General features: G+C 39.6%; 28 protein-coding genes. 21 read left to right on the top strand and 7 right to left on the bottom strand.

Annotated elements, in window-relative coordinates; all coding sequences use genetic code 11:
- Positions 1–425 precede the first annotated feature (425 nt).
- Positions 426–1,268, bottom strand: a complete 843-nt coding sequence (locus tag KHA99_RS06060) for a C39 family peptidase (RefSeq protein WP_213116499.1) — start codon at positions 1,266–1,268, stop codon at positions 426–428.
- A gap of 143 nt (positions 1,269–1,411) precedes the next feature.
- Here KHA99_RS06060 and KHA99_RS06055 point away from each other — a divergent pair, with 143 nt between their 5' ends.
- The 10 genes from KHA99_RS06055 to KHA99_RS06010 all read left to right on the top strand — a co-directional run bounded on the left by KHA99_RS06055 (position 1,412) and on the right by KHA99_RS06010 (position 9,177).
- Entirely contained in the window at positions 1,412–2,623 is a 1,212-nt protein-coding gene (locus tag KHA99_RS06055; protein WP_213116498.1) for an EAL domain-containing protein, read from the top strand.
- A 64-nt stretch (positions 2,624–2,687) separates the two neighbouring features.
- Positions 2,688–2,924, top strand: coding sequence for a type II secretion system protein (locus KHA99_RS06050; RefSeq protein ID WP_213116497.1), 237 nt, complete (start codon positions 2,688–2,690; stop codon positions 2,922–2,924).
- A 226-nt stretch (positions 2,925–3,150) separates the two neighbouring features.
- Positions 3,151–3,387 (top strand): YkuJ family protein, encoded by a 237-nt coding sequence (locus KHA99_RS06045; protein WP_213116496.1) that lies wholly within the window; start codon positions 3,151–3,153, stop codon positions 3,385–3,387.
- 111 nt (positions 3,388–3,498) lie between these two features.
- Positions 3,499–3,942: a cyclic-di-AMP-binding protein CbpB gene (cbpB, locus tag KHA99_RS06040; RefSeq protein WP_213116495.1), complete on the top strand. Its 444-nt coding sequence runs from the start codon at positions 3,499–3,501 to the stop codon at positions 3,940–3,942.
- Between the two features lie 74 nt (positions 3,943–4,016).
- Entirely contained in the window at positions 4,017–4,895 is an 879-nt protein-coding gene (ccpC, locus tag KHA99_RS06035; RefSeq protein ID WP_213116494.1) for a transcriptional regulator CcpC, read from the top strand.
- Between the two features lie 80 nt (positions 4,896–4,975).
- Positions 4,976–5,686 carry a 2,3,4,5-tetrahydropyridine-2,6-dicarboxylate N-acetyltransferase gene (gene dapD, locus KHA99_RS06030; RefSeq protein ID WP_213116493.1) on the top strand — a complete coding sequence of 237 codons (711 nt, stop codon included), beginning with the start codon at positions 4,976–4,978 and terminating at the stop codon, positions 5,684–5,686.
- Between the two features lie 58 nt (positions 5,687–5,744).
- On the top strand, positions 5,745–6,869 hold the full coding sequence (locus KHA99_RS06025) for an N-acetyldiaminopimelate deacetylase (RefSeq protein ID WP_249366434.1): 1,125 nt from the start codon (positions 5,745–5,747) through the stop codon (positions 6,867–6,869).
- Between the two features lie 58 nt (positions 6,870–6,927).
- Positions 6,928–7,383, top strand: coding sequence for a TlpA family protein disulfide reductase (locus KHA99_RS06020; RefSeq protein ID WP_213116491.1), 456 nt, complete (start codon positions 6,928–6,930; stop codon positions 7,381–7,383).
- Positions 7,384–7,512: 129 nt separating this feature from the next.
- Positions 7,513–8,430 carry a DUF4349 domain-containing protein gene (locus tag KHA99_RS06015; RefSeq protein WP_213116490.1) on the top strand — a complete coding sequence of 306 codons (918 nt, stop codon included), beginning with the start codon at positions 7,513–7,515 and terminating at the stop codon, positions 8,428–8,430.
- An 87-nt stretch (positions 8,431–8,517) separates the two neighbouring features.
- The gene (locus tag KHA99_RS06010; protein ID WP_213116489.1) at positions 8,518–9,177 is read left to right on the top strand and encodes a potassium channel family protein; all 660 of its coding nucleotides are present in this window, start codon (positions 8,518–8,520) and stop codon (positions 9,175–9,177) included.
- Between the two features lie 840 nt (positions 9,178–10,017).
- On the opposite strand, the gene rnjA is transcribed toward KHA99_RS06010, so the two are convergent.
- The 3 genes from rnjA to def all read right to left on the bottom strand — a co-directional run bounded on the left by rnjA (position 10,018) and on the right by def (position 13,008).
- Positions 10,018–11,685 carry a ribonuclease J1 gene (rnjA, locus tag KHA99_RS06005; protein ID WP_213116488.1) on the bottom strand — a complete coding sequence of 556 codons (1,668 nt, stop codon included), beginning with the start codon at positions 11,683–11,685 and terminating at the stop codon, positions 10,018–10,020.
- Between the two features lie 6 nt (positions 11,686–11,691).
- Entirely contained in the window at positions 11,692–11,901 is a 210-nt protein-coding gene (locus KHA99_RS06000; RefSeq protein ID WP_213116487.1) for a DNA-dependent RNA polymerase subunit epsilon, read from the bottom strand.
- 552 nt (positions 11,902–12,453) lie between these two features.
- On the bottom strand, positions 12,454–13,008 hold the full coding sequence (def, locus tag KHA99_RS05995; RefSeq protein ID WP_213116486.1) for a peptide deformylase: 555 nt from the start codon (positions 13,006–13,008) through the stop codon (positions 12,454–12,456).
- A 171-nt stretch (positions 13,009–13,179) separates the two neighbouring features.
- Here def and KHA99_RS05990 point away from each other — a divergent pair, with 171 nt between their 5' ends.
- The 6 genes from KHA99_RS05990 to KHA99_RS05965 all read left to right on the top strand — a co-directional run bounded on the left by KHA99_RS05990 (position 13,180) and on the right by KHA99_RS05965 (position 19,574).
- Positions 13,180–13,836 (top strand): YkyA family protein, encoded by a 657-nt coding sequence (locus tag KHA99_RS05990; protein WP_307851989.1) that lies wholly within the window; start codon positions 13,180–13,182, stop codon positions 13,834–13,836.
- Positions 13,837–14,230: 394 nt separating this feature from the next.
- Positions 14,231–15,346, top strand: a complete 1,116-nt coding sequence (pdhA, locus tag KHA99_RS05985; protein ID WP_213116484.1) for a pyruvate dehydrogenase (acetyl-transferring) E1 component subunit alpha — start codon at positions 14,231–14,233, stop codon at positions 15,344–15,346.
- Positions 15,347–15,349: 3 nt separating this feature from the next.
- On the top strand, positions 15,350–16,327 hold the full coding sequence (locus KHA99_RS05980; RefSeq protein WP_213116483.1) for an alpha-ketoacid dehydrogenase subunit beta: 978 nt from the start codon (positions 15,350–15,352) through the stop codon (positions 16,325–16,327).
- Positions 16,328–16,412: 85 nt separating this feature from the next.
- Positions 16,413–17,759, top strand: a complete 1,347-nt coding sequence (locus KHA99_RS05975) for a dihydrolipoamide acetyltransferase family protein (protein ID WP_213116482.1) — start codon at positions 16,413–16,415, stop codon at positions 17,757–17,759.
- Between the two features lie 5 nt (positions 17,760–17,764).
- Positions 17,765–19,180 (top strand): dihydrolipoyl dehydrogenase, encoded by a 1,416-nt coding sequence (lpdA, locus tag KHA99_RS05970; RefSeq protein ID WP_213116481.1) that lies wholly within the window; start codon positions 17,765–17,767, stop codon positions 19,178–19,180.
- A 151-nt stretch (positions 19,181–19,331) separates the two neighbouring features.
- Positions 19,332–19,574 carry a hypothetical protein gene (locus KHA99_RS05965; RefSeq protein WP_213116480.1) on the top strand — a complete coding sequence of 81 codons (243 nt, stop codon included), beginning with the start codon at positions 19,332–19,334 and terminating at the stop codon, positions 19,572–19,574.
- 20 nt (positions 19,575–19,594) lie between these two features.
- On the opposite strand, the gene KHA99_RS05960 is transcribed toward KHA99_RS05965, so the two are convergent.
- Complete coding sequence (locus KHA99_RS05960; protein WP_213116479.1) at positions 19,595–20,029, bottom strand: DUF1885 family protein; 435 nt, start codon at positions 20,027–20,029, stop codon at positions 19,595–19,597.
- A 284-nt stretch (positions 20,030–20,313) separates the two neighbouring features.
- Here KHA99_RS05960 and KHA99_RS05955 point away from each other — a divergent pair, with 284 nt between their 5' ends.
- Complete coding sequence (locus KHA99_RS05955) at positions 20,314–20,439, top strand: GapA-binding peptide SR1P (RefSeq protein WP_213116478.1); 126 nt, start codon at positions 20,314–20,316, stop codon at positions 20,437–20,439.
- A 57-nt stretch (positions 20,440–20,496) separates the two neighbouring features.
- Here KHA99_RS05955 and KHA99_RS05950 read toward each other — a convergent pair whose 3' ends face one another.
- On the bottom strand, positions 20,497–21,969 hold the full coding sequence (locus KHA99_RS05950; protein ID WP_213116477.1) for an aminotransferase class I/II-fold pyridoxal phosphate-dependent enzyme: 1,473 nt from the start codon (positions 21,967–21,969) through the stop codon (positions 20,497–20,499).
- Positions 21,970–22,174: 205 nt separating this feature from the next.
- Between KHA99_RS05950 and KHA99_RS05945 the strand changes: the two genes are divergently transcribed.
- Together KHA99_RS05945 and KHA99_RS05940 are read left to right on the top strand one after the other, a co-directional pair.
- Positions 22,175–23,134: an NAD(P)H-dependent flavin oxidoreductase gene (locus KHA99_RS05945; RefSeq protein ID WP_213116476.1), complete on the top strand. Its 960-nt coding sequence runs from the start codon at positions 22,175–22,177 to the stop codon at positions 23,132–23,134.
- A gap of 35 nt (positions 23,135–23,169) precedes the next feature.
- On the top strand, positions 23,170–23,442 hold the full coding sequence (locus tag KHA99_RS05940; RefSeq protein ID WP_213116475.1) for a UPF0223 family protein: 273 nt from the start codon (positions 23,170–23,172) through the stop codon (positions 23,440–23,442).
- Between the two features lie 750 nt (positions 23,443–24,192).
- On the opposite strand, the gene KHA99_RS05935 is transcribed toward KHA99_RS05940, so the two are convergent.
- Positions 24,193–24,825 carry a YktB family protein gene (locus tag KHA99_RS05935; protein ID WP_213116474.1) on the bottom strand — a complete coding sequence of 211 codons (633 nt, stop codon included), beginning with the start codon at positions 24,823–24,825 and terminating at the stop codon, positions 24,193–24,195.
- 169 nt (positions 24,826–24,994) lie between these two features.
- On the opposite strand from KHA99_RS05935, the gene KHA99_RS05930 reads away from it, so the two are divergent.
- Both KHA99_RS05930 and KHA99_RS05925 read left to right on the top strand, forming a co-directional pair.
- Positions 24,995–25,189, top strand: a complete 195-nt coding sequence (locus KHA99_RS05930) for a YkzI domain-containing protein (protein ID WP_213116473.1) — start codon at positions 24,995–24,997, stop codon at positions 25,187–25,189.
- 263 nt (positions 25,190–25,452) lie between these two features.
- A complete protein-coding gene (locus KHA99_RS05925; protein ID WP_213116472.1) occupies positions 25,453–26,250 on the top strand; it encodes an inositol monophosphatase family protein in 798 nt (265 codons plus the stop codon).
- Positions 26,251–26,348: the final 98 nt, after the last annotated feature.

The following is a 26,348-nucleotide window of genomic DNA, read 5'->3' as shown; positions in this document are numbered from 1 at the left end:
TTACAATCTTTTTCATATTTTGGCAGGCTGCAGTAAGAATTCGCGGGGAACAATTCATCAATTGAAACAAATTCACATTCACTTTGGCTATTCAATTTTGGCTAAAACATTGAATTCACTACTTATTTTATTTTTATTGTATTTGAAGGTCTCTATTATAAAACACCTGTTGATTGGCGCGGAAGGCACGAAGACTCCTGCGGGAGTACGGGGCAGGGGAGACCCCGCAGGAGCGAAGCGACGAGGAGGCTCGCCGGCACGCCCGCGGAAAGCGAAGTGCCTGGAGTGCCAATCAACAGACTTGTTGAAAAACCTAACATTAATAATATTGTAAAAAGCGGTGTATCACTAAAAAAGAGCAAAAATAAAAGGCTATCGAAAGTTTTCCGATAGCCTGAGCAGCCGGGGTGGCTGCTCTTTGTTGTTTATTTGTAACTGACAGCACGATTTTTTAGGGCATTCCATGAAGCGATAAATTGATCTTTGTTTACTTTGACTTGTTTTTTTCCTGAAAGTGGATCATTCAGATATACATGACCCTCGTCATAGCCGACGAGCAAGACGACATGTAAATCAAGCGGTGTTTTTATATATTCTTTTCCATGATTCCATGCTTCCCACCGATCTGGGAGCCGGTAATCACCTGTTGTCCAGATCACGACAGGAAACCCACTTGAAACATGTTCCAATATTTTTTCAAATGGCTGATTGGTCAAATTAACGGCTCTGCCCGGCAACTTTTTATTTATTAAATCAATCATTGGCTGCTCAAAAGCAGCATACCCCGGTTGTTTGCCGGTCATATCACCAACAAATCCGTGATCGGGATTCCCCCAATGCAAGAAATCACCTTTTGGTGATTTGATGAGCGGATCGGGGTCTTTTTTTATCTGCCGGTACAACTCCATTTTGTTTGTTTGAACCCCGGCGTAGTTTAGCATCATCGCAAGGCTGGTCACTTCACATCCGTTTCTAAGCTCTGGGGTTTGCCGGATTATGATAACGTCCAATAAGGTGGATTCCTTCTTAACAAAGGGCTTTGCTGTTTCCTCTTCTTGGCTTATATTTATGATCTGACTGTTTAGGTCATTGAAATTATAGGAGCGATTATCCTCTTTTGTAGAAGAAACGTTCTTGGGTTTTTCATCCTCAATGATCGGAGGCTCTTGCTTAATATTGTTTTGCTTAGAACTCACTTCGTTATTTTCACCAACATGGCTGCATCCAAGCAATGGAAGGATTAAAGCGAACAGACTTAGCTTTTTCACATCCTTACCTCCTCTTTTGAAGAGCTAAGAATATTGTTTGATTGTTTCTTTAGAGTTATAATGGTATCCTTTTGGCAAAGAACAGACGGTAATTCTTGTGCGTATGGTATAATGAAATTAACAATTTTTTGGAGGTACTTTGGATGGATGCACTGGAAATACTCTCAAATATAAATGATGTTTTTCCTTATTTCCAGCCGATTTTTAGTGCCGATGAACAGCGTGTAATCGCCTATGAAGTGTTAGGAAGATATAAATCAGCAGAAAATGTTATAAGCTTAGGTCCGTTTTTTTGTGATGAACAAATTCCTGAAGAATATAAATTCGAAGTTGATTTGCTTTTAGTTCGAAAAGCGCTGGAAAAGGCGGAGGAGCTGGATGAAGATGTCAGCATATTCCTGAACCGGAATGCTGAACTGCTTATGTATGGACATGGAGAACCATTTCTTCAGGAGCTTTTAGAATTCGAAAGCAGGGGTTTTAAGTTAAGTCGAATTGTCCTTGAAATTTCTGATCACAACTACTCAGGAGATTTAGACCAATTTGATAATCTTTTGCAATATTATCGGACCTATGGAATTAAAATTGCCATTGCAAATCTTGGCAGTGAAAATCATTTTTTCGAACGAATCGGGGAGCTTGAACCGGACATTTTAAAAATTAATTTAGAAGCTTTAAAATCAACCTCAATTGGTACCAATTTCAATGATGTTTTATTTTCCGTGTCGGTCCTTGCTAGAAAAATTGGAGCAACGCTCTTGTTTGAAAATATTGAGATGAGCTACCAGTTGCAGTTTGCTTGGAAAAATGGCGGCCGTTATTATCAGGGTTATTATTTGCACCCTCCAGCCGCAGAATTTATCAGCCGGGATTTCTTAAAACCCCGATTAAAGGAAAAATTCCACGACTTTATTGTATATGAAAAAAGAAAATTGGAGGCTGTTTATACAACTGCTGAATATTTTCAAGCAAAGGTTCAGGAAATTGTAATGAAAAACCGGAAGTCCGGCTATGAAGAGCTCCTGCATGTCCTGGGAAAAGAAATGGATCACATCGTCTTTCGGTTATATATTTGTGATGAAGACGGCTTTCAAAAGTCGGCCAATCTTTTTAAGGAAAACGGAGGCTGGAGTATTCAGGCTGAATATATCAATAAAAACTGGAGCTGGAGGCCGTATTTTCTAGAGAACATCATCAAAATGCGGAATGAAAGAAAAGGCATTTTGTCGGACCTATATAGTGATATTGAAACCGGTGAGCCGATTCGAACCTTTTCATTTCCCATCAATGGCAGTGAATACTTATTTATCGATATTTCATACCAATATTTGTTTGAACACGATCAATTGCTGTAAGAATAGAATGTGTCACGGAGTGGCAATTTAAAGATATAGTTTATCTTTAAAGGAGAAATGCTCAATGACTCTTTTTGAAATGACGGTTGCCATTCTTATTGTTGGTATTTTGGCTGTTTCCCTCATTTATACACTTGCCCTTGGAAGGCAGCAAAAAGCTGTGGAGGGTGAATTTGATACCCAGTTAGACAAAGGAATTCAAAAAAATGTATATGTCAAAAACCCTATTTTTTTATCCTACGGCATCTTCTTTGCACTGACTTTATTTATTATACTTTTTATAGCCATCAGATTTTTTTGAGAAGGTCTCAGTCAATGAGGGCCTTCTTTTTTCATTTAGAAAAATTTTTTAGCCAATTTTTTCATTTTTATTTGGACAAATAGAGGACGTTATTTTATTCTTTTAATATTGGCATGTTTAAAAGATGATTTTTTTATTGATGAAAATAATTCATTAGGATAGAAACATGTCAAATGCAAAACCTAATTTATAGAATTCTTGTTTGTGTTTGAAAGGAGATAAGCACATGTCACAGCTTCAAGGTATATTAACAAGATTAAAAAACCTTCAGGAACAATCCGCTAGCGGAGAGCCGGCGCAGCGTTATTTTGAGGTTAATGGAGAAAGGAAATGTCAAGTCACTTTCCATCCAAAAACTGAAACATTTGAGTTAGAGGTTTATTTTGAGAAGGAAAAGCCAAAACGATATCAATTCGATAATATTGATATGATTACAATCGAGATTTTTGACTTGATTCAATAGGAGCCTGTATGGTTCCTTTTTTTTATCAGGGCAATCGCAATTTTTGGCATGAGGTCCGAAAACTATGATAGAATAGGTCTGTAGAAAAACAAACATGAGGAGTTTTCGGTGATGATTAATCTTCCCAGCGGGGAATTTCTAGAATTAATGATAAAAGACTTGATTATCCCGTCTGAGCGGGTCGCACATGTACAAATCGGAAATAGTGTGGAACATGCCTTATTGGTGTTAACGAAAAGCGGTTACACGGCTATTCCTGTTTTGGACCCATCCTACAAGCTTCATGGTTTAATCAGTACACCCATTATAATGGATTCCATTTTAGGTCTTGAAAGAATTGAATTTGAAAAGCTTGAACAAAGACGGGTAGAAGAAGTAATGAAAAAGTCTTTGCCCAGAGTCACAATATCCACCCCATTTAACAAATGTTTAGATTTGCTAGTTACCCAACCATTTCTTTGTGTTGAGACAGAAGATGGTTTTTTTGAGGGGATTTTGCCAAGAAGTACGGTATTAAATCAATTAAATCTGTTTATTAAGCGCGGTAATAGATAACTTACGAAAAGCAGGGCCCCCTTTTTTGGGGGCTATTTTTTGCAGGTGAAAAGGAAAAAGGAGGGGAAAAAACAGTGTCATCATTGTCGGAATTTCAACTACTGTCTGTTTTGGCACAGGAAATGAATATGCGCAAAGCCTCGGAACGGCTGTTTGTTTCCCAGCCGGCCCTCTCACAGCGTCTGCAAACCATCGAGAAGGATTGGGGGACTAAGCTTTTTATCCGCTCACAAAAAGGATTAGCGCTGACCCCTGCCGGTGAACATGTGATAGCCTTTGTAAACGAGGTCCTGAAAAAAGAGGAAAAGGTACGGGAAACAATTTACTCCCTGCAAGAGGGCGTATCGGGTACCTTAAAAATTGCTGTAGCCTCCATTGTCGGGCAAAACTGGCTGCCACAAGTTCTGAAGAAATTTATCGATAAATATCCCCAAGTAAAGCTTTCACTAGTAACAGGCTGGAGCAGTGAGATTTTAAACTGTTTGTATGACGACCAGGTCCATGTTGGCATTATTCGTGGTACACCTGATTGGAAGGGGGTTAAAGTACACCTGTTTCGTGATCCGCTGTATTTGGTGGATAGAGAAATCACCAACCCAGATCAAGTCCTTGAAACAGACCGCCCGTTTATCCAATTTAAGAGTGACTCTAATTATTACCAAGAAATACAGGATTGGTGGATGCGGAACTTTAAAACCACGCCGAAAAGGACCGTTGTCGTTGACCAAATTGAAACCTGTAAGCAAATGGCCTTTAATGGAATTGGCTATGCGATTCTGCCTGGAATTACCTTAACGAAGGCAGAAAGAGATATTTGCAAAATTCCCCTTGTGAATGAAAAAAATGAACCTTTAAGCCGCGATACATGGCTTCTTGGGTATGAGTCTGCTTTTCAATTAAAACAAGTACAAGCATTTGTAGAGTTGATTAAAGAATATGTTTCGGAATCTTAAATAAAGCATATGTTTTTCTTGTTTTCAGCGCTTTTGTTTGCTAAAGTATTTTTTAGTACAAGTATAGGGGGATTTAGAAAATGAAAATGATGGATGCACATGAAATTATATCCTTTATCCAAAATAGCAAAAAATCAACACCAGTAAAGGTTTATGTAAAAGGTGAGCTTGAAGGCATTGACTTTGGTGCCAATGCAAAAGCATTCATTAATGGTAATACCGGGGTTGTCTTCGGTGAATGGTCTGAAATCAACACTGCTCTTGAGGCAAATCCGGCAAAAATTGAAGATTTTGTTGTTGAAAACGACCGCCGTAATTCAGCCATTCCATTATTGGATATGAAGCATATTAATGCCCGAATTGAACCAGGTGCTTTTATTCGTGACCAAGTAGAGATTGGCGATAATGCCATTATCATGATGGGGGCCGTCATCAATATTGGAGCTGTAATTGGTGAAGGAACGATGATTGACATGAACGCAGTTCTTGGCGGCAGGGCTACGGTTGGTAAGAAATGTCATATCGGTGCAGGTGCTGTATTGGCTGGAGTGGTTGAGCCGCCATCAGCAAAACCGGTTATTATTGAAGATGATGTTTTAATTGGCGCCAACGCCGTTGTTCTTGAAGGAGTAACAGTTGGAAAAGGCTCGGTTGTCGCTGCCGGAGCTATCGTTACCCAAGATGTTCCGCCATATACAGTGGTTGCAGGAACGCCAGCAAGAAAAATTAAAGATATTGACGAGCAAACAAAATCCAAAACAGAGATTTTAGATGCACTTCGTCAATTATAATTAGGACAAAAAAGCGTGGAATTGTTCCACGCTTTCTGCATAGATTGGAGTGGTAACCATGAATCCATTTGTTAAAATCCGCCGTGATCTTCATCAAATACCTGAACTTGGGTTCCAAGAATATAAAACTCAGGCCTATTTATTAGCTTACATACACTCATTACCCCAAGAGCGGGTTGCCTTAAAAAAATGGAAAACTGGCCTCTTTGTCAAGGTTTCAGGGTTGAACTCGAAAAAAACAATTGGTTATAGGACCGACATTGATGGTCTTCCCATTACTGAGGAAACGGGTCTTCCATTTTCTTCACAGCACAGCGAGCAAATGCATGCCTGTGGGCATGATTTTCACATGAGCATTGCACTTGGAGTGCTTACCTTTTTTGTAGAGAACCCAATTGATGACGATTTATTATTTATTTTTCAGCCTGCTGAGGAAGGTCCTGGCGGTGCCGAACCGATGTTAAGGACAGCGGAAATGCGGGAATGGATGCCAGATGTGATTCTTGCGCTTCATATTGCACCCGAGTATCCAGTCGGAACCATCGCTGTGAAAGAAGGATTATTGTTTGCAAATACATCTGAACTATTTATTGATTTGAAGGGAAAGGGAGGTCATGCTGCCTATCCGCATCAAACCAATGATATGGTCATCGCTGCTTGCCAGCTTGTCAATCAGCTGCAAACCATTGTTTCTCGAAATGTTAACCCATTAGACAGTGCCGTAATCACGATTGGAAAAATCACAGGAGGAACTGTTCAAAACATTATTGCCGAGAAAGCAAGGCTAGAAGGGACAATCCGAACATTGTCCCCGGAATCGATGAAAAAGGTCAAGCATCGAGTTGAAGCGATTGTAAAAGGAATTGAAGCCGGTTTTGAATGTGAGGCAGTAATTGACTACGGATCTATGTACCATCAGGTGTATAATAACGAGGAAATTACCAGGGAATTCATAAATTTTATAAAAGAAGATGATGCGGTTCAATTCGTAGAATGTAAAGAAGCCATGACAGGGGAAGATTTTGGCTACATGCTGAAAGAAATTCCTGGATTTATGTTTTGGCTCGGTGTCGATTCCCCCTACGGACTGCATCATGCCAAATTAACACCAAGTGAAGCGGCAATCGATGTTGCGGTAAGAGTGATCACAAAATATATTGCCTTAAAAGGAAATCATTCATAAAGCATGCTTAGCTAGACCTAACCTTCGTGTTAGGTCTATTTCATAGGAGGGAAAAGAGATGAAGCTAAGGGAGGAAATGCCCGAGTTAGTGGGAGCGGTTGAATGGCTAAATGGTCAGGTAACCAAGGATGAGTTAGTTGGTGAAAAGCCGACCCTATTTCATTTTTGGTCCATCAGCTGTCATCTTTGTAAAGAAGACATGCCGCGGATTAATCAATTTCGCGACCAATACAAGGACAAATTGAATGTTGTCTCAATTCATATGCCAAGGTCAGAGAATGATTTAAATATTCAAGATATCAAACAGGCAGCGGCTGAACATGGCGTCACCCAGCCGACTTTTGTCGACAGCGAACATAAATTGACAGCTGCCTTTGAAAATAAATATGTTCCTGCCTACTATGTGTTTGACAAAAAAGGCAAGCTCCGCCATTTCCAAGCCGGAGGCAGCGGCATAAAAATGCTCGAAAAACGCATTAACCGGGTGTTGGGTGAGATAGAGAAAACAGAATAAATCTTGTGAAGCTGTTTTAATCACGCGCCGTATTTTATTTTTTATCAGAAGGAAATGATGTAACCATACCCTTATAAAATCGTCAGTGTATTAAATGGACTATTTTATAAAAAAGGGGTGTCTTAAGATATGAAAAATGGAATACAACTTTTCATTATTTTTATTATGACATTGATGGTTATACTGACTGGCTGCAGCTCGAACAATAGCAGAAGTGAAAGTGGGAAAATGAATGTGGAAAACATGGCACAAATGGATTCTGCAGGTTCGGACAATGCTGAGAAACCCTCCTTATCTGCTAGTGACAAATCAACCGCAAATAAGGCTTCTGAAACGGTCAGCTTAGAGGTTCAAAGTAAAATGGTCATCTATCAAGCAGACCTAGAACTCCGTGTAAAGAAATTTGACCGGACTGTTCGGACTTTTGAAGAAAAAGTCGCCCAATATGGCGGCTATATTGCTGAGTCCAATGTTGCAAAAGCAGGAAAAGAACAAATCAGCGGACATATGAAGATAAGAATCCCGCAAAAACATTTCCAGGATTTTTTGCACGATGCAGAGGGGCAAGCAGTTGAAGTGTTCCAGCGGAATATTATCGGGCAGGATGTAACCGAGGAATATGTCGACCTTGAGTCAAGGCTAAAATCCAAACGGGTCGTGGAGGAACGTCTTCTTTCCTTTATGAATGGGGCAGTTAAGACAGAAGACCTTTTAAAAATCTCTGCAGATTTAGCGGCTGTTCAAGAGGAAATCGAAACAATCGAAGGAAAAATGAAATATCTCGAAAATCAAACATCTTTCTCAACAGTAAATATTGCTCTCTATGAAAATAAAATTATTGTTCCTGATATTGAAAAGGACAAACTAAATACTTGGGAAAAAACGAAAAAACAGTTTATGAAGAGTACCAATCTTTTGTTATCCTTCTTTTCCGGGTTGGTCGTTTTTATTTTTGGCAATATGCCGATAATAATACTATTTATCATATTAGCAGCAGCGGGCATAGTTATTTATAAAAAAAGAAAGCAGCAGAGAAACCGTGATTAAATCGCTGAAATCTCGCTCTATATAAAAATTATGATGGATGTTAAAATGATACCAGTTAACTAATTGAATTTCCTGGGGGAATTATTTGTGAAGAAAAGTTTTGCTGTTATTGGTCTTGGACGATTTGGCGGCAGTATCTGCCGGACCTTAACAGATGAGGGAATGGAAGTATTGGCAATTGACGTAAACGAGGAACGGGTAAATGAATTTTCGATGATTGCATCACATGCCGTTGTCGGCGACTCAACCGATGAAACAGTTTTAAAAAGTTTAGGAATTCGTAATTTTGACCATGTCATTGTCGCTATTGGCGATGATATTCAATCAAGTATTTTAACCACTTTAATTCTAAAAGAATTAGGAGTGAGCCGCGTAACCGCAAAGGCGCAGAATGATTATCACGAAAAGGTTTTAAGAAAAATCGGCGCAGATCATGTTGTTCATCCTGAAAGGGATATGGGACGGAGAATCGCCCATAATATGACCTCAAGTAATGTTGTTGATTATCTTGAGTTATCGGATGAACATAGCATCGTCGAAATCGTTGCAAACGGTAAAATTGGCGGCCATACCATTATGGATCTGGATATCCGGAAAAAATACGGTTTGAATATAGTGGCCATCAAAAGGGGAGAGGACATTATTGTTTCTCCTCAAGCAGGAGAGATGATCAATGTCAATGACGTTTTGATCGTGATTGGCACCGACAATGATATAGACCGATTTGAACATAAAGTGATGGAATAAATGAAAACTCGTCGATTGGCGAGTCCGTTAGGACGAAGACAGAGACGTAGTTGAATTTCTTATTAGCTAAAAAAAGGGAACCGGCCAAGCTGTTCCACTATTTGTCGAGAAAGGCTATTTTTCTCGGCAATTTTTTATTTGGTCAAAATCTATATTTATTGTGACTGCAACTAGGCCTGTTGATTTCCGTTCCGGGTACTCGCTTTCCACGGGGAGGTCCTGGAGCCTCCTCGGCGCTGAAAGCGCCTGCGGGTCTCCAGCGACCTCTATTTCCCGCAGGAGTCGAGTGCCCTCCACTCCAATCAAAAGGATGCAATTCGACCAAATTGATTCCAACACACGAAAAACAAAAAAATACCCTATAACCATCATCTTAAAAAAGAAGAGGAATCAGATTGGTGGCCAATATTCTTACTATAAAAAGGAACAATTTTACAAGGAAAAAAAGAATTCAATATCTTTGTCCATCAAGCAAAAAACGGTGTTAGTTTAGAACCCATTTATAAATAGAAACAGATCTTTTTCACTTTGGCAATTCTCTATTGGCACAACATTTAATTCGTCACTTATTTTATATTTATTGTAGGTGATGGTCTGTATGTAAAACACCTGTTGATTAGTGCGGAAGGCACGAAGACTCCTGCGGGAGTACGGGGCAGGGGAGACCCCGCAGGAGCGTAGCGACGAGGAGGCTCCACGGCACGCCCGCGGAAAGCGAAGTGCCTGGAGCGCTAATCAACAGACTTGTTGAAACCGCGGTGGATTTTTAAAAAAGGAGCATAATAAAAGGCTATCGAAAGTTTTTCGATAGCCTTGAGGAACCGCTAGCGGTTCCTTTTTTTATACTTCCATAATAATAGGTAAAATCATTGGTCTTCTCTTCGTTTTTTCATATAGGAATGGAGCCAGCGTATCGGTAATTTCATTTTTAATTTCTGACCATTGGCTTGTTTTTCGCTCCATTATCTTGTTAAGATGCTTGGTAATTAAATTTTGTGCATCATTGATTAGGTCCCCAGACTCACGCATATAAACAAATCCTCGTGAAATTAAATCTGGACCGGAAGCAATTTTAAATTCCTTCATGTTGATGCTGACAACAACTACTACTAAGCCCTCTTCAGATAAAATTCTTCTGTCTCTTAAAACGATATTGCCAATATCACCCACACCGCTTCCATCAATATATACATTCCCAGATGGAATCTTTCCGGCAACCTGGGCTGTATTTTCTGATAAAGCAAGGACTTCGCCATTGTCCATAATGAAGCAATTTTCTTCTAGCACGCCGCAATCGACGGCAAGTTTAGCATGCATTTTTTGCATCCTATATTCGCCATGAATAGGCATAAAGAATTTCGGCTTGATTAATCGGAGCATTAACTTTTGTTCTTCTTGTCCGCCATGACCGGATGTGTGAATATTACTTAATTTACCATGGATTACCTCGGCGCCCGCTCTAAACAACATATTAATCGTTCTTGAGACACTAATAGTATTTCCTGGAATAGGAGATGAGGAAAAGACCACAGTATCACCAGGAATAATTTGAATTTGTCTATGTGTGCCGTTAGCGATTCTCGATAACGCAGCCATTGGCTCTCCTTGGCTTCCTGTGCAAAGGATGGTTACTTTATCAGCCGGCAGGCGATTAATCTGACCAGCATCAACAAAGGTTTCTTTCGGTGCCCTAATATAGCCTAAATCAAGACCGATATTAATCGCTGCTTCCATGCTCCGTCCAAATACAGCAATTTTGCGGCCGTATGTAACGGCTGCTTCTGTTACCTGCTGAAGTCTATGAATATTGGAAGCAAAAGTGGCAAAAATGATTCGTCCGTCTACCTTGCGGAAAATATCATCGATGCTTTCACCAACCCGGCGTTCCGACATAGTGAAATCAGGAATTTCACTATTGGTACTATCAGATAATAAACAAAGCACGCCTTCTTTGCCGATTTCCGCCATTTTTGTTAAATTTGCTGGTTCTCCGACTGGTGTGAAATCAAATTTAAAATCACCTGTGTGGACGATCTGGCCCGGAGGCGTTTTTACGACAATGCCATATGAATCTGGGATACTATGGGTTGTCCGGAAAAAGGTAACCGATGTTTTCCGGAACTTAATCACATCATCTTCTTTGATTTCGATTAATTTAGCATTCCGCAATAGACCATGCTCTTCCAGCTTATTTTTAATTAACCCAAGTGCCAGCTTCCCTCCATAAATCGGAATATTGACTTCGCGCAATAAATAAGGAATGCCGCCTATGTGGTCTTCGTGGCCGTGGGTGACGAATAAGCCCTTAATTTTGTCTTCATTTTTAACTAAATAACTGTAATCAGGAATGACATAATCTATTCCTAATAATTCATCCTCGGGAAATTTAATTCCAGCATCAATTAAGATAATTTCATCTTGGAATTGTACCCCGTATGTGTTTTTGCCTATTTCACCCAATCCCCCCAGGGCAAAAACAGCTGCTTGATCGTTTTTTACAAATTTCATAAATTATCATATCTCCAATACTTTAAAGTTTTCGTTTTGCTGCTCATATTCTAAATAGGCTCCTTTTACCTCTTGAACATATTCAACATTAAATTTCCGTTCCGCAATTTTTGAAAGAACATTCCGTTTTGATTCACTTTCAACGAAAAGGGTTTTTGTATTTTCTCTAACTGGGACTTCGCTAATGCTTTCTTGATAGTAGACCTTAAATATCATTATTCTCGCTCCTTAATTCATCATGACTTTTTCTATTATATAAAACATTTTCATCTTTTTCATTATTTTCAGTGGAAAACTTAGTTTCATTATGAAATGTATGTAAAAATGCATGTTTTAATAGCTAATAAGAAAGTGTAAAATTTCCCCGAATTTTATACTTTCTTAACGCATAAATTCAACTACGCCTCATTAACCGTCCTAACGGACTCGCAATCCGGCGAGTTTTTATTTAATTTACAATAACGAAGGAGCCCTTCGCAACTTTGAAGGGCTCGAAAAGTTTAGGCAATCGATTTTTTTCTGAGTAATTCTTTCCACTGTTTTAAAAGCTTCTTCCTTAGCTTCTTTAACATAGTGGATCATCTCCTTACTTCTTATTTTAAACAATCCTTGTCCAATGTAAAGGTGGTGATGGCAGATAATTGAAATTTTTTGAAAGAGCCTTTTTTTACTATTATTATATGGTGAAATGGCTGAATTTTTTCATGGATAAACATGGAATAAGGGGGGAAGCAAACATAAAAAAAGGCTGTCCTTAAAACAGCCTCATCATCGTTCAATCGCGCTGGCCCCTTCAATTGGCTTTAAAGGGTCCTTTTTATCAATATGATCATAAAACATAATCCCATTTAAATGGTCGATTTCATGTTGAAAACAAATAGCAGGCAAACCTTTTAAGCGGATTTTAATTTCCTCGCCAGTTAGACTTGTTCCTTTTACAGTGACACGGGCATACCTCGGCACAAAGCCCGGAATCGATTCATCAACCGATAGACAGCCTTCGCCTGTTTGTAAATAGGCCTTTTCAACCGAATGACTGATGATTTTGGGGTTAAATAGAGCATAGCTGATAAGCTGTCCCTTGTCATCGGTGCAGTGAACAGCAATCATCCGTTTGGATACATTTATTTGCGGTGCTGCAAGTCCTATCCCAGGCCGCAGACCATATTTTTGCGCTATTTCAGGGTCCTGGCTGTTGATAACATATTCTAACAGACTCGAAAGAATCTGTTTATCCTCATTACTTGGCGGCATGGAAACTTCTGCTGCTGCCATCCTTAAAGTGGGATGTCCATCACGAATGATATCATCCATCGTTAACATAAACCTTCACTCCTATGTTCGAATAAAATTATTGTACTCATTAGTCTATCAAACATTTTGGGATTTGTTAACGGTGATGGTTCTTTACTTCTCGACAAAAGGGTATGTTGTCAAATAAACAAAGTAAAGATATAGTAGAGGGTGATAAGAAGGAAAGTAAGGTGCTTTATGATGAAAAGAAAACGGTATGTTCTGTTTATTTTCGCTCTTATTTTGATATTATCGGGCTGCACAAATGAAAAAGATCCCACGAAGGAAATGTATGATGTCCTAGAAAAGGTTGTAGCAAAAGAGAAAGGGTTTGAAGAACAACAGGAACCACTCGTTTCTCTGGAAAAGAAAGAAAAAGCCCTATATGACCAAATCATAAAACTAGGAATGAAGGAATATGAGCAAATTGTTAAGCTATCCGATGAGGCATTAGACTCTGCGGATAAAAGAAAAGAGCTTTTGGAAAAAGAAACAAACAGCTTAAAAGAGTCTGAAAAAGAATTTCAAAAGGTAAAAAAAATAAAGGATCAGTTAAAAGACCCGGAACAAAAAAAATTTGCAAATGAACTGTATGATATTATGATGCAAAGATATAGGGCGCATGATGTCTTATACAGTAATTATTCCGAGGCATTAAAAAATGATAAAGAATTGTATGAAATGTTTAAAAACAAAGAGCTCCCGCTAGATGCTCTGGAAGCCCAAGTTATGAAAGTAAATGAGACGTATAAAAACGTTCTTGCAGCAAACGAAAGTTTTAATAAGTTAACAGAGGAATACAATGCGACAAAGCTTTCGTTCTATAAACAGGCAGGAATAAAATCATCTAATAAATGACATTATAGAAAGTCAGCCGAAAAACAAGGCTGGCTTTTTTCTATATTATAACAACTCCAGATAAATGATGTTTTTTATATAACAGATTAGGATTATAAATTAATACAGGTTATTAGTCTGGGCGAAAAATAAATAATATGGATGTGGTGAAAAATTATGGTGTAAAGGATTTGACGCTTCAGATTGGATGGTGTAAACTCGGTTATGGAATGATATGTTGTATTAATATTTTCTATTGGAAATATTAATACAGATTATATGTGGCAGTTAGGTTCATGATTTTTACTTGAAAAAATTTGGAATACCCTATTTTCTTGCTTTTTTGGGTAACCTAACGTAGTGGATTTTATTTTAATAATAAGTATTTAAATAATGAAAGGAAGATGTGACCACGATGGCTTCTCAAACCAAAAATATGCCGTTGGATGCAGTTAAGTCACTCCAAGCAGCAGAAGAACAGTTTAAAACATTCCAAATCTTAAATGAAGAAGGGGAAGTTGTTAATGAAGGCGCAATGCCAGAATTAACAGACGAGCAGCTGCAGGAACTTATGCGGCGGATGGTGTACACAAGAATTTTAGACCAGAGATCCATTTCCCTAAATCGTCAGGGCCGTTTGGGTTTCTATGCACCGACAGCAGGACAGGAAGCGTCCCAGTTGGCATCACAATTTGCTCTTGAGAAAGAAGATTTTATTTTACCTGGATATCGGGATGTTCCTCAGTTAATTTGGCACGGACTGCCGCTTTACCAAGCATTCCTGTTTTCACGTGGACATTTTCATGGCAACCAAATTCCTGAGGGAGTTAATGTTTTATCTCCACAAATTATTATTGGTGCCCAATATGTGCAGACAGCAGGTGTGGCATTAGGACTTAAAAAGAACGGCACGAAGGCAGTAGCGATTACCTATACAGGTGATGGCGGCGCGTCCCAAGGAGACTTCTATGAAGGTATTAACTTTGCAGGTGCATTCAAGGCGCCAGCTATTTTCATAGTTCAAAACAACCGATTTGCGATTTCCACTCCAGTTGAAAAGCAATCTGCGGCTAAAACAATTGCCCAGAAAGCGATGGCTGCTGGAATCCCTGGTATCCAAGTCGATGGAATGGACCCGCTTGCAGTATATGCTGCCGTAAAAGATGCTCGCGACCGTGCCATCAATGGCGAAGGACCTACCTTAATTGAAACGTTAACCTATCGTTATGGACCACATACGATGGCTGGTGACGATCCAACCCGTTACCGTACTGCTGACCTTGATAATGAATGGGAAAAGAAAGATCCGCTTGTCCGTTTCCGTAAATTCCTTGAGAAGAAAGGCTTATGGAGTGAAGAAAAAGAAAATGAAGTAATTGAACAAGCAAAAGAAGATATTAAAGAGGCAATTAAAAAGGCGGATTCGGCTCCTAAACAAAAGGTTACCGATTTATTATCCATCATGTTTGAGGAAATGCCGGTTAATTTAAAAGAACAAAATGAAATTTATCAAGCAAAGGAGTCGAAGTAAGTCATGGCTCAAATGACAATGATTCAAGCAATTACTGATGCACTTCGTACGGAGTTGAAAAATGACCCTAAAACGTTAGTATTCGGCGAAGACGTTGGCGTAAACGGCGGTGTATTCCGGGCGACAGAAGGCCTTCAAAAAGAATTTAGTGAAGATCGTGTATTTGACACTCCTCTTGCCGAATCAGGAATTGGCGGACTAGCAATTGGTCTTGCTATGACAGGATTCCGCCCAATCCCTGAGATTCAATTCTTTGGCTTCATATTTGAGGTAATGGATTCTATTGCAGGGCAAATGTCACGTATGCGCTACCGTTCAGGCGGTCGTTATCATATGCCGATTACTGTTCGTTCTCCATTTGGCGGCGGTGTCCACACGCCTGAGCTGCATTCCGATAGCTTAGAAGGTTTGATGGCGCAAACACCAGGGTTAAAAGTCGTTGTCCCATCTACGCCGTATGATGCAAAAGGATTATTGCTTTCAGCAATCCGTGATAATGACCCTGTCATTTTCCTTGAGCATTTGAAGCTTTATCGTGCTTTCCGCCAAGAGGTGCCAGAGGAAGAGTATACTATTCCACTTGGTAAAGCTGATGTAAAACGTGAAGGTACTGATTTATCTATTATTACTTATGGTGCAATGGTGCACGAATCTTTAAAAGCGGCAGATGAGTTAGCGAAGGAAGGACATTCTGTTGAAGTAATCGACTTGCGTACAATCAGCCCACTTGATATCGACACTATTATTGCATCTGTTGAAAAAACGGGCCGTGCGATTGTCGTTCAAGAAGCACAAAAAATGGCCGGTGTTGCTGCCAATGTAGTGGCTGAAATCAATGACCGTGCAATTTTAAGCCTAGAAGCACCAGTTCTGCGCGTGGCTGCACCGGATACTATTTATCCTTTCTCACAAGCCGAGTCTGTTTGGCTTCCAAATTACAAAGACGTAATTGAAACAGCTAAAAAAGTATTAACATTTTAATGAAAAGGGAAATAGGGCTTAACTGTTTCCCTATTGCCCTTGATACTAAAAGCAAACCACAAGCGAAATAGGAGGATGAATACCAGTGTCATTTCAATTTAAAATGCCTGACATCGGTGAAGGTATTCACGAAGGGGAAATTGTTAAATGGTTCATCAAACCTGGAGATCAGGTAAAAGAAGATGATGTCCTTTGTGAAATTCAAAACGATAAAGCTGTAGTTGAAATTCCTTCCCCTGTTGAAGGAACAGTACTTGAAGTATTAATTGGTGAAGGAACGGTAGCAACAGTAGGACAAGTTCTGGTGACTTTTGATGCACCGGGTTATGAAGACTTACAATTTAAAGGAGACCATGCGGAAGAACAGCCGCAGCCAGAAGCACAAGCAGCTCCTCAGCCGGCACCTTCTCCAGATACAAAACCTGTAGAAGCGCCATCTCAGCCTGCTGCACAGCCTCAAGAAGCTGCAGCGGCACAACCGCAGGCTGATGTGGATCCTAATAGACGCATTATTGCTATGCCATCTGTTCGTAAATATTCACGTGATAAAGGTGTAGAAATCAGTTTAGTGGCTGGGTCAGGGAAAAATGGCCGGGTTCTAAAAGAAGATATTGATTCATTCTTAAACGGTGGTGCACAAGCAGCGGCACCTCAAGCAGCAGCACCTGCAACTGAAGCTGCTGAAACGGTTGAAGCGCCTAAAGCTGCTGCACAAATTCCGCAAGGGCAATATCCGGAAACTCGCGAGAAGTTAAGCGGAATCCGCAAAGCAATTGCGAAAGCGATGGTCAATTCCAAACATACTGCTCCACATGTTACATTAATGGATGAAGTGGATGTAACAAAGCTTGTTGCCCACCGTAAAAAATTCAAGGAAGTTGCTGCCCAGAAAGGCATCAAGTTAACCTTCCTTCCATATGTCGTAAAAGCTTTAACAAGTGCATTGCGTGAATACCCTGTTTTAAATACATCGATTGACGATGCTGCCGGGGAAATTGTTCATAAGCACTACTTCAATATTGGCATTGCTGCTGATACTGAAAAAGGTCTATTAGTTCCGGTTGTTAAGGATGCAGACCGTAAATCAGTTTTCTCAATCTCTCAAGAAATTAATGAATTGGCTGACAAGGCTAGAAGCGGAAAGCTAGCTCCTGATGAAATGAAAGGCGGCTCATGCACAATCAGCAATATCGGTTCTGCTGGAGGACAATGGTTTACTCCAGTCATTAACCATCCTGAAGTGGCTATTTTAGGAATTGGCCGTATTGCCGAGAAACCGATTGTCAGAAATGGCGAAATCGTTGCAGCCCCTGTATTAGCCATCAGCTTAAGCTTCGACCATCGCATGATTGACGGTGCAACTGCTCAGAATGCACTAAATCATATCAAGCGATTGTTGAACGATCCAGAACTATTGTTAATGGAGGCGTAAGAAAAATGGTAGTTGGAGATTTTCCGATTGAAACAGAAACTATAGTCATCGGCTCTGGTCCTGGCGGGTATGTGGCAGCTATTCGTGCGGCTCAACTAGGACAAAAGGTAACAATTGTAGAAAAGGAATATGTAGGCGGAGTATGTTTAAATGTCGGCTGTATTCCTTCAAAAGCTTTAATCGCCGCAGGTCATCGTTATGAAACTGCGCTTCATTCCGAGGGCTTCGGGATTACAGCTGAAAATGTAAAGGTTGACTTCTCGAAAGTTCAAGAATTTAAAGCTGGTATCGTTAAAAAATTAACCGGCGGTGTAGAGGGCTTATTAAAAGGGAATAAAGTGAACATTGTACGCGGAGAAGCATACTTTGTGGATGCTAATACCCTTCGTGTAATCAATGAAGATTCTGCTCAAACTTATACTTTTAATAATGCTATTATTGCAACTGGTTCCCGTCCTATTGAACTGCCGGCATTTAAATATTCAAAGCGTGTTCTAAATTCGACTGGTGCCCTTAATCTAAACGAAATTCCTGAGAAAATTGTCGTGATTGGCGGCGGTGTTATCGGGATTGAACTTGGCGGTGCTTATGCAAACTTTGGCAGTCAGGTGACGATTTTGGAAGGTGCCGAGGAAATTTTAGGAATTGGCGTTTTTGATAAGCAAATGGCGGCCTTAGTTAAGCGCAACATGAAGAAAAAAGGTGCGGAGTTTTATACGAAAGCCTTAGCTAAAGGTGTGGAAGAGACAGAAAACGGCGTCGTGGTAACCTTTGAAACAAAAGGTGAAGAAAAGAAAATCGAAGCTGATTATGTTTTCGTCATGGTTGGACGACGTCCTAATACTGATGAAATGGGTCTTGAACAAGCCGGGGTGAAATTATCAGACCGCGGATTGATCGAAATCGATAAACAATGCCGAACTAATATTAGTAATATTTACGCTATCGGTGATGTCGTGGCAGGCCCTCAATTAGCCCACAAGGCATCATATGAGGCTAAAATTGCGGCGGAGGCAATTTCGGGACATCCGTCTGAAATTGATTATTTAGGAATTCCAGCCGTTGTCTTCTCTGAGCCTGAGTTGGCTGCAGTTGGATATACTGAGGCGCAGGCGAAGGAAGAAGGAATGGAAGTAACGGTTGCTAAGTTCCCATTTGCAGCAAATGGCCGTGCTCTATCGCTTGACTCAAGTGATGGTTTCTTACGATTAGTTACTCGGAAAGAAGACGGCCTTGTAATCGGTGCACAAATTGCCGGTGCAAACGCTTCTGATATGATTGCTGAGCTTGGCCTTGCGATTGAAGCAGGGATGACTGCAGAAGATTTGGCTATGACCATTCATGCCCATCCAACCCTTGGTGAAATCACTATGGAAGCAGCGGAAGTAGCTCTAGGAAGTCCAATTCACATCCTTAAATAATAAAAAAGAGTCCCTTTTGTGCATAAACACGAAAGGGACTTTTTTTATGGGGGAAATCAAATATTTGTAGTTAGTATTGCAAAGTTTTACAAATAATTTGCTGTTCCTATAATATAATTATTTTAATAAATGTAACTGCGTGGTGACAAAGATGAGGGTTTATATCGTCATGATGCTGCAATTTATTATTTGGAGTGGCTATACATTAATCGAATGGCTGTCAAAACATGATCAGCTTCTATTTAAAGTTATTATGTTTTTCGTCTTTTTTTATTTGGCTTTCATTATCGGCAACAAAATCACCAATTCTTTCCGTAAGACACTTTTTATTACCACATTAAGCCTAGTGGTCTATACATCAATCCATTACACCATGGCACGTTATATACATTAAAAAAAGCTCCCGATGGGAGCTTATTTTCTTGGGTAAAAATACATAATTCTTTCGTTAAAGAGGTGCAATTCTCCTTGAAGTTTTTTGGCCAGGAATTTGCAAAATTCATTTGCTTTTCCTTTATCTCCGTATGTAGATTGTTCCGGCAAGGTAACCTGAATATATGTCTGCTCATATTCCCCGCCTTCTTCTGTTTTGACAGTTTCTTTATCAACACCTATTAAAATGGCAAAGTAACGCTCATGGTCAGAATGTAAATAAAACCAGTTTCCTTTTCCTTCAGACGTTTCTTTTATCTCATAAGGTAGTGCTGCATCCTCAAATTGCCAATTCAGCTGATCGCCTGTTTTGCTTGTAATGTCTTTATAGTAGTGAAATAAATCCTTTACTTCTTCGATTGTAATCGTTTGCTTCGCTGATGAAGGCACGAGCTTTATATATGCATTTAAAGCCATCATTATCCCCCTTATATACCTGTAATATCACCTCTTTTATTCTAGCATTGAATAAAAAATAATGACAACTTAAATAGGAATATTTATAAACTTTTCTTTATTTGTCCAGTTCGAAGCTAAAATGTTTGTTATTGGGACATTTTTAACTCCTATTTAAATTATTAATTTTAAATGTGACATACAATTAGGCTTGAAATTTTTAATGTGATATATTATTATGATTTCAAGGATAGTAAATCGCTTTCAATTTAGTGATAATTCCATAAAAAAGGGGACTAATAAGCATGGGTACTATTGTATGCCAAACTTGTAATTCAACAATTGATCATTTTGAAGATGAAAAAGTTACGGTTCTCTATTCAAAATGCGGCTGCTGCTGCGAAAGCCATGGGGAAAAAGAAGTAAAATAAATATAATTTACTTAAAAATAAACAGGATTCCATTAGGAATCCTGTATTTTTTATTTGCTATTGAATTGCCTTATATTCTTTAATAACCCGGATTGTTTTCAGTTCATCGTCCTCAGGTCCTTGAACAGGCAGTCCGGCCTCCAGGTTTTTCTTTATATAGTGGAGGTTTTCTTTCGTAATAATCTCACCAGGAATAAAAATTGGGATTCCTGGAGGATACACCATAATGAATTCAGCAATTATTCTGCCCTCAGATTCCTCAAGTGCAACTACTTCCGTTTCAGAGTAAAACGCATCCCTCGGAGTTAAGGCAAGTAAAGGAATTTCCGGAAGGAGAACCTCAACAGGCTCAATCTTTTCAGAACGATGCTCATACTCTTTAGAAAGCTCCCTTAATGCGGTTACTAAAAGATCCCCTTCATTTTCCGTATCTCCTAAAGTAATTATACAGAGGATATTGTAAAGATCAGACATTTCCACTTCAATATTGTGCTTTTCCCGGAGCCAATTTTCTACTTCATAGCCCGTAAGCCCTAAATCTTTGACGGAAATAATCAGTTTTGTCGGGTCATAATCAAATATGGCTTTGGAATCTAAAATTTCTTCACCAGGGCAATAAAGATGTTCAATTTCGTTCACTCTTTGACGGATGGACTGCGAAAGGCGAATCGTTCTGTCAATTAATTCTCTTCCTTTCATCACCAGCTGTTTCCTGGCAACATCCAGCGAAGCCAATAATAAATAAGAAGTGGATGTTGTCGTCAGCATGCTGAGAATGGATTGAACATGTTTAACCGAAACAAGACCTTCTTTAACATTTAAAATGGAGCTTTGCGTCATCGAACCGCCAAGCTTATGAACGCTTGTTGCAGCCATATCCGCACCTGCCTGCATGGCTGATATTGGAAGGTCTTCATGGAAATGAATATGAACTCCATGGGCCTCGTCTACAAGGACAGGCACTTCATAAGAGTGGGCAATTTCCACGATTCTTTTTAAGTCGGCGGAAACTCCAAAGTAAGTAGGGTTAATGACTAATACCCCTTTAGCATCAGGGTGCTGTTCAAGTGCTTTTTCTACTGATTCCGGTGTAATGCCATGGGAAATCCCCAGCTCCATGTCAATTTCCGGATGGATAAATACAGGAATTGCACCTGAAAAGACAATCCCTGACATGACTGATTTATGGACATTTCGTGGCACAATGATTTTATCTCCAGGGCCGCAAACTGCCATAACCATTGTCATAATGGCTCCGCTGGTACCTTGGACGGAAAAGAAAGTATGGTCGGCACCAAAAGCTTCTGCCGCCAATTCCTGGGCCTGCTTGATCATTCCTTTAGGTGAATGCAGGTCATCAAGTGGTCCAATATTGATTAAGTCAATGGAAAGAGCATTCTCACCAATGAACTCTCGGAATTCCGGATCCATACCGGCTCCTTTTTTATGTCCAGGTATATGAAATTGAATTGGATTTCTATTGGCATGTGCTAATAAACCGCTAAAGAGCGGTGTTTGATTTTGGGACAATTTATACACACCTCTTATTAAAGATCTCTTATAAATAAATTCAAAAAAACAAATTGAATTATAGCATTAAATATGTGGTCTGCATAGGAATTCTGTAAATTTTTATCCGAATGGATTTATAAAATTTAGTTTCCCAAAAGAAAAGGAAATTTACCCGTTTGAAACGAAATAACAAATAACGACTAATTAAGGAGTGATTTTTAAAATGAATTGGCAGACACGAGTAACGGAAATATTAAATATCCGCTATCCAATTATTCAAGGCGGGCTTGCGTATTTAGCTTATTCTGATTTAGCCGCAGCCGTATCCAATAGTGGCGGCCTTGGGCAAATTACGGCCATGTCCTTGGCAAGTCCTGAACTTCTTAGAGAAGAAATTAAGAAGGTTAGAGAATTAACCGATAATCCTTTTGGAGTGAATTTTGCCATCGGACAAACCGGAAGGCCTTTTGCTGACTTTTTGCAGGTTGCTATTGATGAAGAGGTACCTGTTATTTCTATGACTGGCGGAAATCCGGCTCCTATTTTTGAACAATTACAGGGTACAACCATTAAAAAGCTTGTCCTTGTTGCTGCAAGAAGGCAGGCAGTGAAGGCGGAGGAACTTGGCGCTGATGCCGTAATGGTAGTTGGTCAGGAAGGTGGAGGGCATCTTGGCCGTGATGATCTAGGTACCATGGTGTTAATTCCTCAGGTTGTCGATTCAGTGTCAATACCTGTTATTGCTTCGGGCGGAATAGGTGACGGCAGAGGGCTAATGGCTGCACTCAGTTTAGGTGCTGAAGGAATAGAGATGGGTACTCGTTTTATTGCCACTAAGGAATGTGTTCATGCTAATGATGTGTATAAAAATGCATTGATTGAAGGCACTGAAACTGATACAGTGGTGATTAAGCGCTCGCTCGGCGCACCAGCAAGAGCAATTGCGAACACATGGACAGATAAAATTCTTGAAATTGAAAAGAATCATGGCGGTTATGAAGAGCTTAAGGATTTTATTAGTGGAAAAGCTAATCAACGGTACATTTATAATGGTGAAGTCGATGAAGGCTTCGCGTGGGCGGGCCAGGTCATGGGACTTATTAAAGACGTACCGTCTACTGCCGAGCTTTTTGATCGGATTATCCTTGAAGCTGAACAAATTCGCCGGAAGTGGAAAGAATAAGAAACAATACAAAAGAGAAAACAGCAGGTGATCACATGGAATATCAGTATCCAATAGACTACAGATGGTCGACAGAGGAGATTGTCGATGTCGTTCATTTCTTTGAAGCCATTGAAAAAGCGTATGAATCCGGAATTGAACGCGACCAGTTGATGTCCGTCTACCGGAGATTTAAGGAAATTGTCCCAAGTAAAGCAGAGGAAAAGACCATTTGCGGTGAATTTGAAGAAATCAGCGGATATTCATCCTATCGGGCCATAAAAAAAGCAAAAGAAGCTTCTCCCGGTGACCGGATTACGATGAAATAAACAAAGGAGACAGCAACTGTCTCCTCAGATTGTCGAGAAAGTGTATTTTTCTCGGCAATTTTTTATTTTTTGTTTAAACCTAAATTGTGCTTGTCCCTGCTAACCTGCCTGTTGATTTCCGCTCCGGGCACTCGCTTTCCGCGGGGAGGTCCTGGAGCCTCCTCGGCGCTGAAAGCGCCTGCGGGGTCTCCAGTGACCTCTATATCCCGCAGGAGTCGAGTGCCCTCGGCTCCAACCAACAGGGGGGCAAATCTATCTAAAAGATTGCAACACACCTTTTTCTAACCTTGCTAAGTGTGTTGCAATATTTTTATATTTTTGGCAGGCAGTTAGAAGAGCCTTCTATTGAACAATTTAACACCAAGTACCACCCGTTTTGTCCAATAGAAGTGTTTTATTGGACATTTTCATATGAAAAACCACCCGTTTTGTCCAATAGAAGTGTTTTATTGGACATTTTCATATGAAAAACCACCCGTTTTGTCCATTAGAAGCCTCCTACACTCAAAGCCACACCTGTTTTGTCTTTAAGAAGCCTTTTATTGGACATTTTCCATTTGGCTTCCTACCCTTGTCCTATATCATCTTTTCTTATTTTGTAAGTTGAAGGTCTTTAATGAATACACCTGTTGAAAAGCTTATATATTCATTATGTCTTAACAATTAAGGTGTGAATTATTAAAAAAATAAGTATAATAAAAGGCTATCGTAAGTTTTTCGACAGCCCAAGAGAGACAGCAACTGTCTCTTTTATTTTAAATTACAAGCAATTTTATAAATCGGCGCAACTTTTTGAAAAACATTTTCGATTTCGTTTATCAAGCCTTCAGAGCCAAGCGCAATAGCAGCTTCTCGCTCTATTGTATAGCCGCATAATAGTTCTGCTTTTTTTATTGTTTGTAAGCGGTCGATAAGCCCCTTTAATTCTTCCTTTGACATTTCCCTGTGTGATAAAGTATCAGGCTTCGTATGATCAGCGGACCACGCAAATTCTTTTGGTATTTCTTTATATATTTTGGTCAATTTTTTTGACAGGCGAGCTGCGATTACTTCCTTTTGTGGAGCTTCATAAATAACCGCAAACCAAATAAATAAGTGGGTATGCCACAAGCCGATTTGAAAATGTGGCAGCATTTTATAGCCGCGCGGATTATTGGCGAAAGCCACCCAGGTATCCTTTGGCGGATTAACTGTCCGCCTTGCATGTTTGGCAATATGAACAAACATTTCATCTCCTGTTAATACATTCAAGGCTGGGGTGAAGTGATGGCCCAATTGCTCTAATTTAGGACGAATGGAGGTTTTTAAGGCTTCCATTCTATTCTCCAATCCTTCGACCAAAAACACATTAAAATCTTCTTCAGTAAATCCTTTAAAATCCATCCCTATACCTCCTACAAGCAATTCCCCAAACATTGTAGCATAATGCCTTAACAGACATGAAATGAATAGCATTCTGGGTTAAAGCACATATTTGTTCCAACATTTCAAAATGCCTCATATTATACAGTAAAAAAATAATCCAAAATGAATCGATAGGGGAGGAGAAAAGGTGAAGCAGTTGATGAATACATCACTTAAAAAAGTTGGCGAAAAGCAAAAAGCAGCGGTTCTAAGATTGGAAATGGACTATGAATTAGCAGTTTTATTTGAAGCGATTGAAGAAAAAGACGAGAAAAAAATCAAAGAATGCAAACAGAAGCTTGAAAGAATCCGTTTAGAATTAATGCGGCTAAAAGCTTTTTAAAAATAAATTTGTATTAATAATTTAAGGGGATACAAAATAGAATGAAACGAAAAGTTTTCATGCTCTAAACGAACTCCAATATGGACGGGGGAGTTCGTTTATTATTGTGTTGGGAAAAACGCTAATAAGAGCAATAAAGGCGGCTAAAAGTTGATGATTGGCTTATCTTTGATTAAGCTATAGATACATGAAATTTTTTCCGTATCTCATACTACATACATCGAAAGCTCACAAGAAATAAAGATAAATTGGAGTGAAGAAGGATGAAATGGGAAAGTCTTTATTCCCAGGCGAAACAATGGGTAAACGAAGCAGGAGAGAGGATTCGGCAATCCTTTAATCAGCGCTTAAGTATTCAAACCAAATCAAATGCCAATGATTTGGTAACAAATATTGATAAAGAAACAGAACAATTTTTTATCAAAAAAATAAAAGAGGCTTACCCTCATCATAAAATCATGGGAGAAGAAGGGTTCGGAGATAAATTGGACAGCCTTAAGGGAATCGTCTGGATGATTGATCCAATCGATGGAACGATGAACTTTATTCATCAGCAAAGAAATTTTGCGATTTCTATCGGGGTCTATGAAGACGGTGTTGGTAAAATTGGGTTAGTTTATGATGTGGTTCATGATGAATTGTACCATGCTTTCTCCGGCAAGGGAGCCTATTTGAATGAAACTCCCATTGCGAATTTAAGCGAGACTGCAGTGAATAAGTCCATTATTGCCTTGAACGCAACATGGGTAATGAAAAATCACCGAATTGATCATAATTTGTTAATTCCATTAGTTAGGGATGCAAGAGGGACAAGATCTTATGGGTCAGCGGCTTTAGAAATGGTGTTTGTGGCTACTGGACGGGTAGATGCGTATATTTCTATGCGTCTGTCACCATGGGATTATGCTGCAGGGGCTGTGATTATCGAGGAGCTTGGTGGAGTTGTCACTAATTTAAGGGGAGAAAAGCTGGATTACCTAACACAGGACTCCCTTTTTGTCGCCAAGCCGGGGCTGCATCAAACGATTCTTCAAGAATATTTAAAGGACGGAAAATGGTAAGAGGCGGACTTAAAGGTCGGCCTCTTTTTTACGCTAATAAGAAAGTATAAATTTAACTACGCCTCATGAACCGTCCTCACGGACTCGCCAATCGGCGA

It is taken from the genome of Neobacillus rhizophilus (assembly GCF_018343535.1).
GTDB classification, from domain to species: Bacteria; Bacillota; Bacilli; order Bacillales; family Cytobacillaceae; genus Neobacillus; species Neobacillus rhizophilus.
The sequence above is the reverse complement of the archived record's forward strand: the minus strand, read 5'-3'. Positions and strand labels throughout refer to the sequence as shown.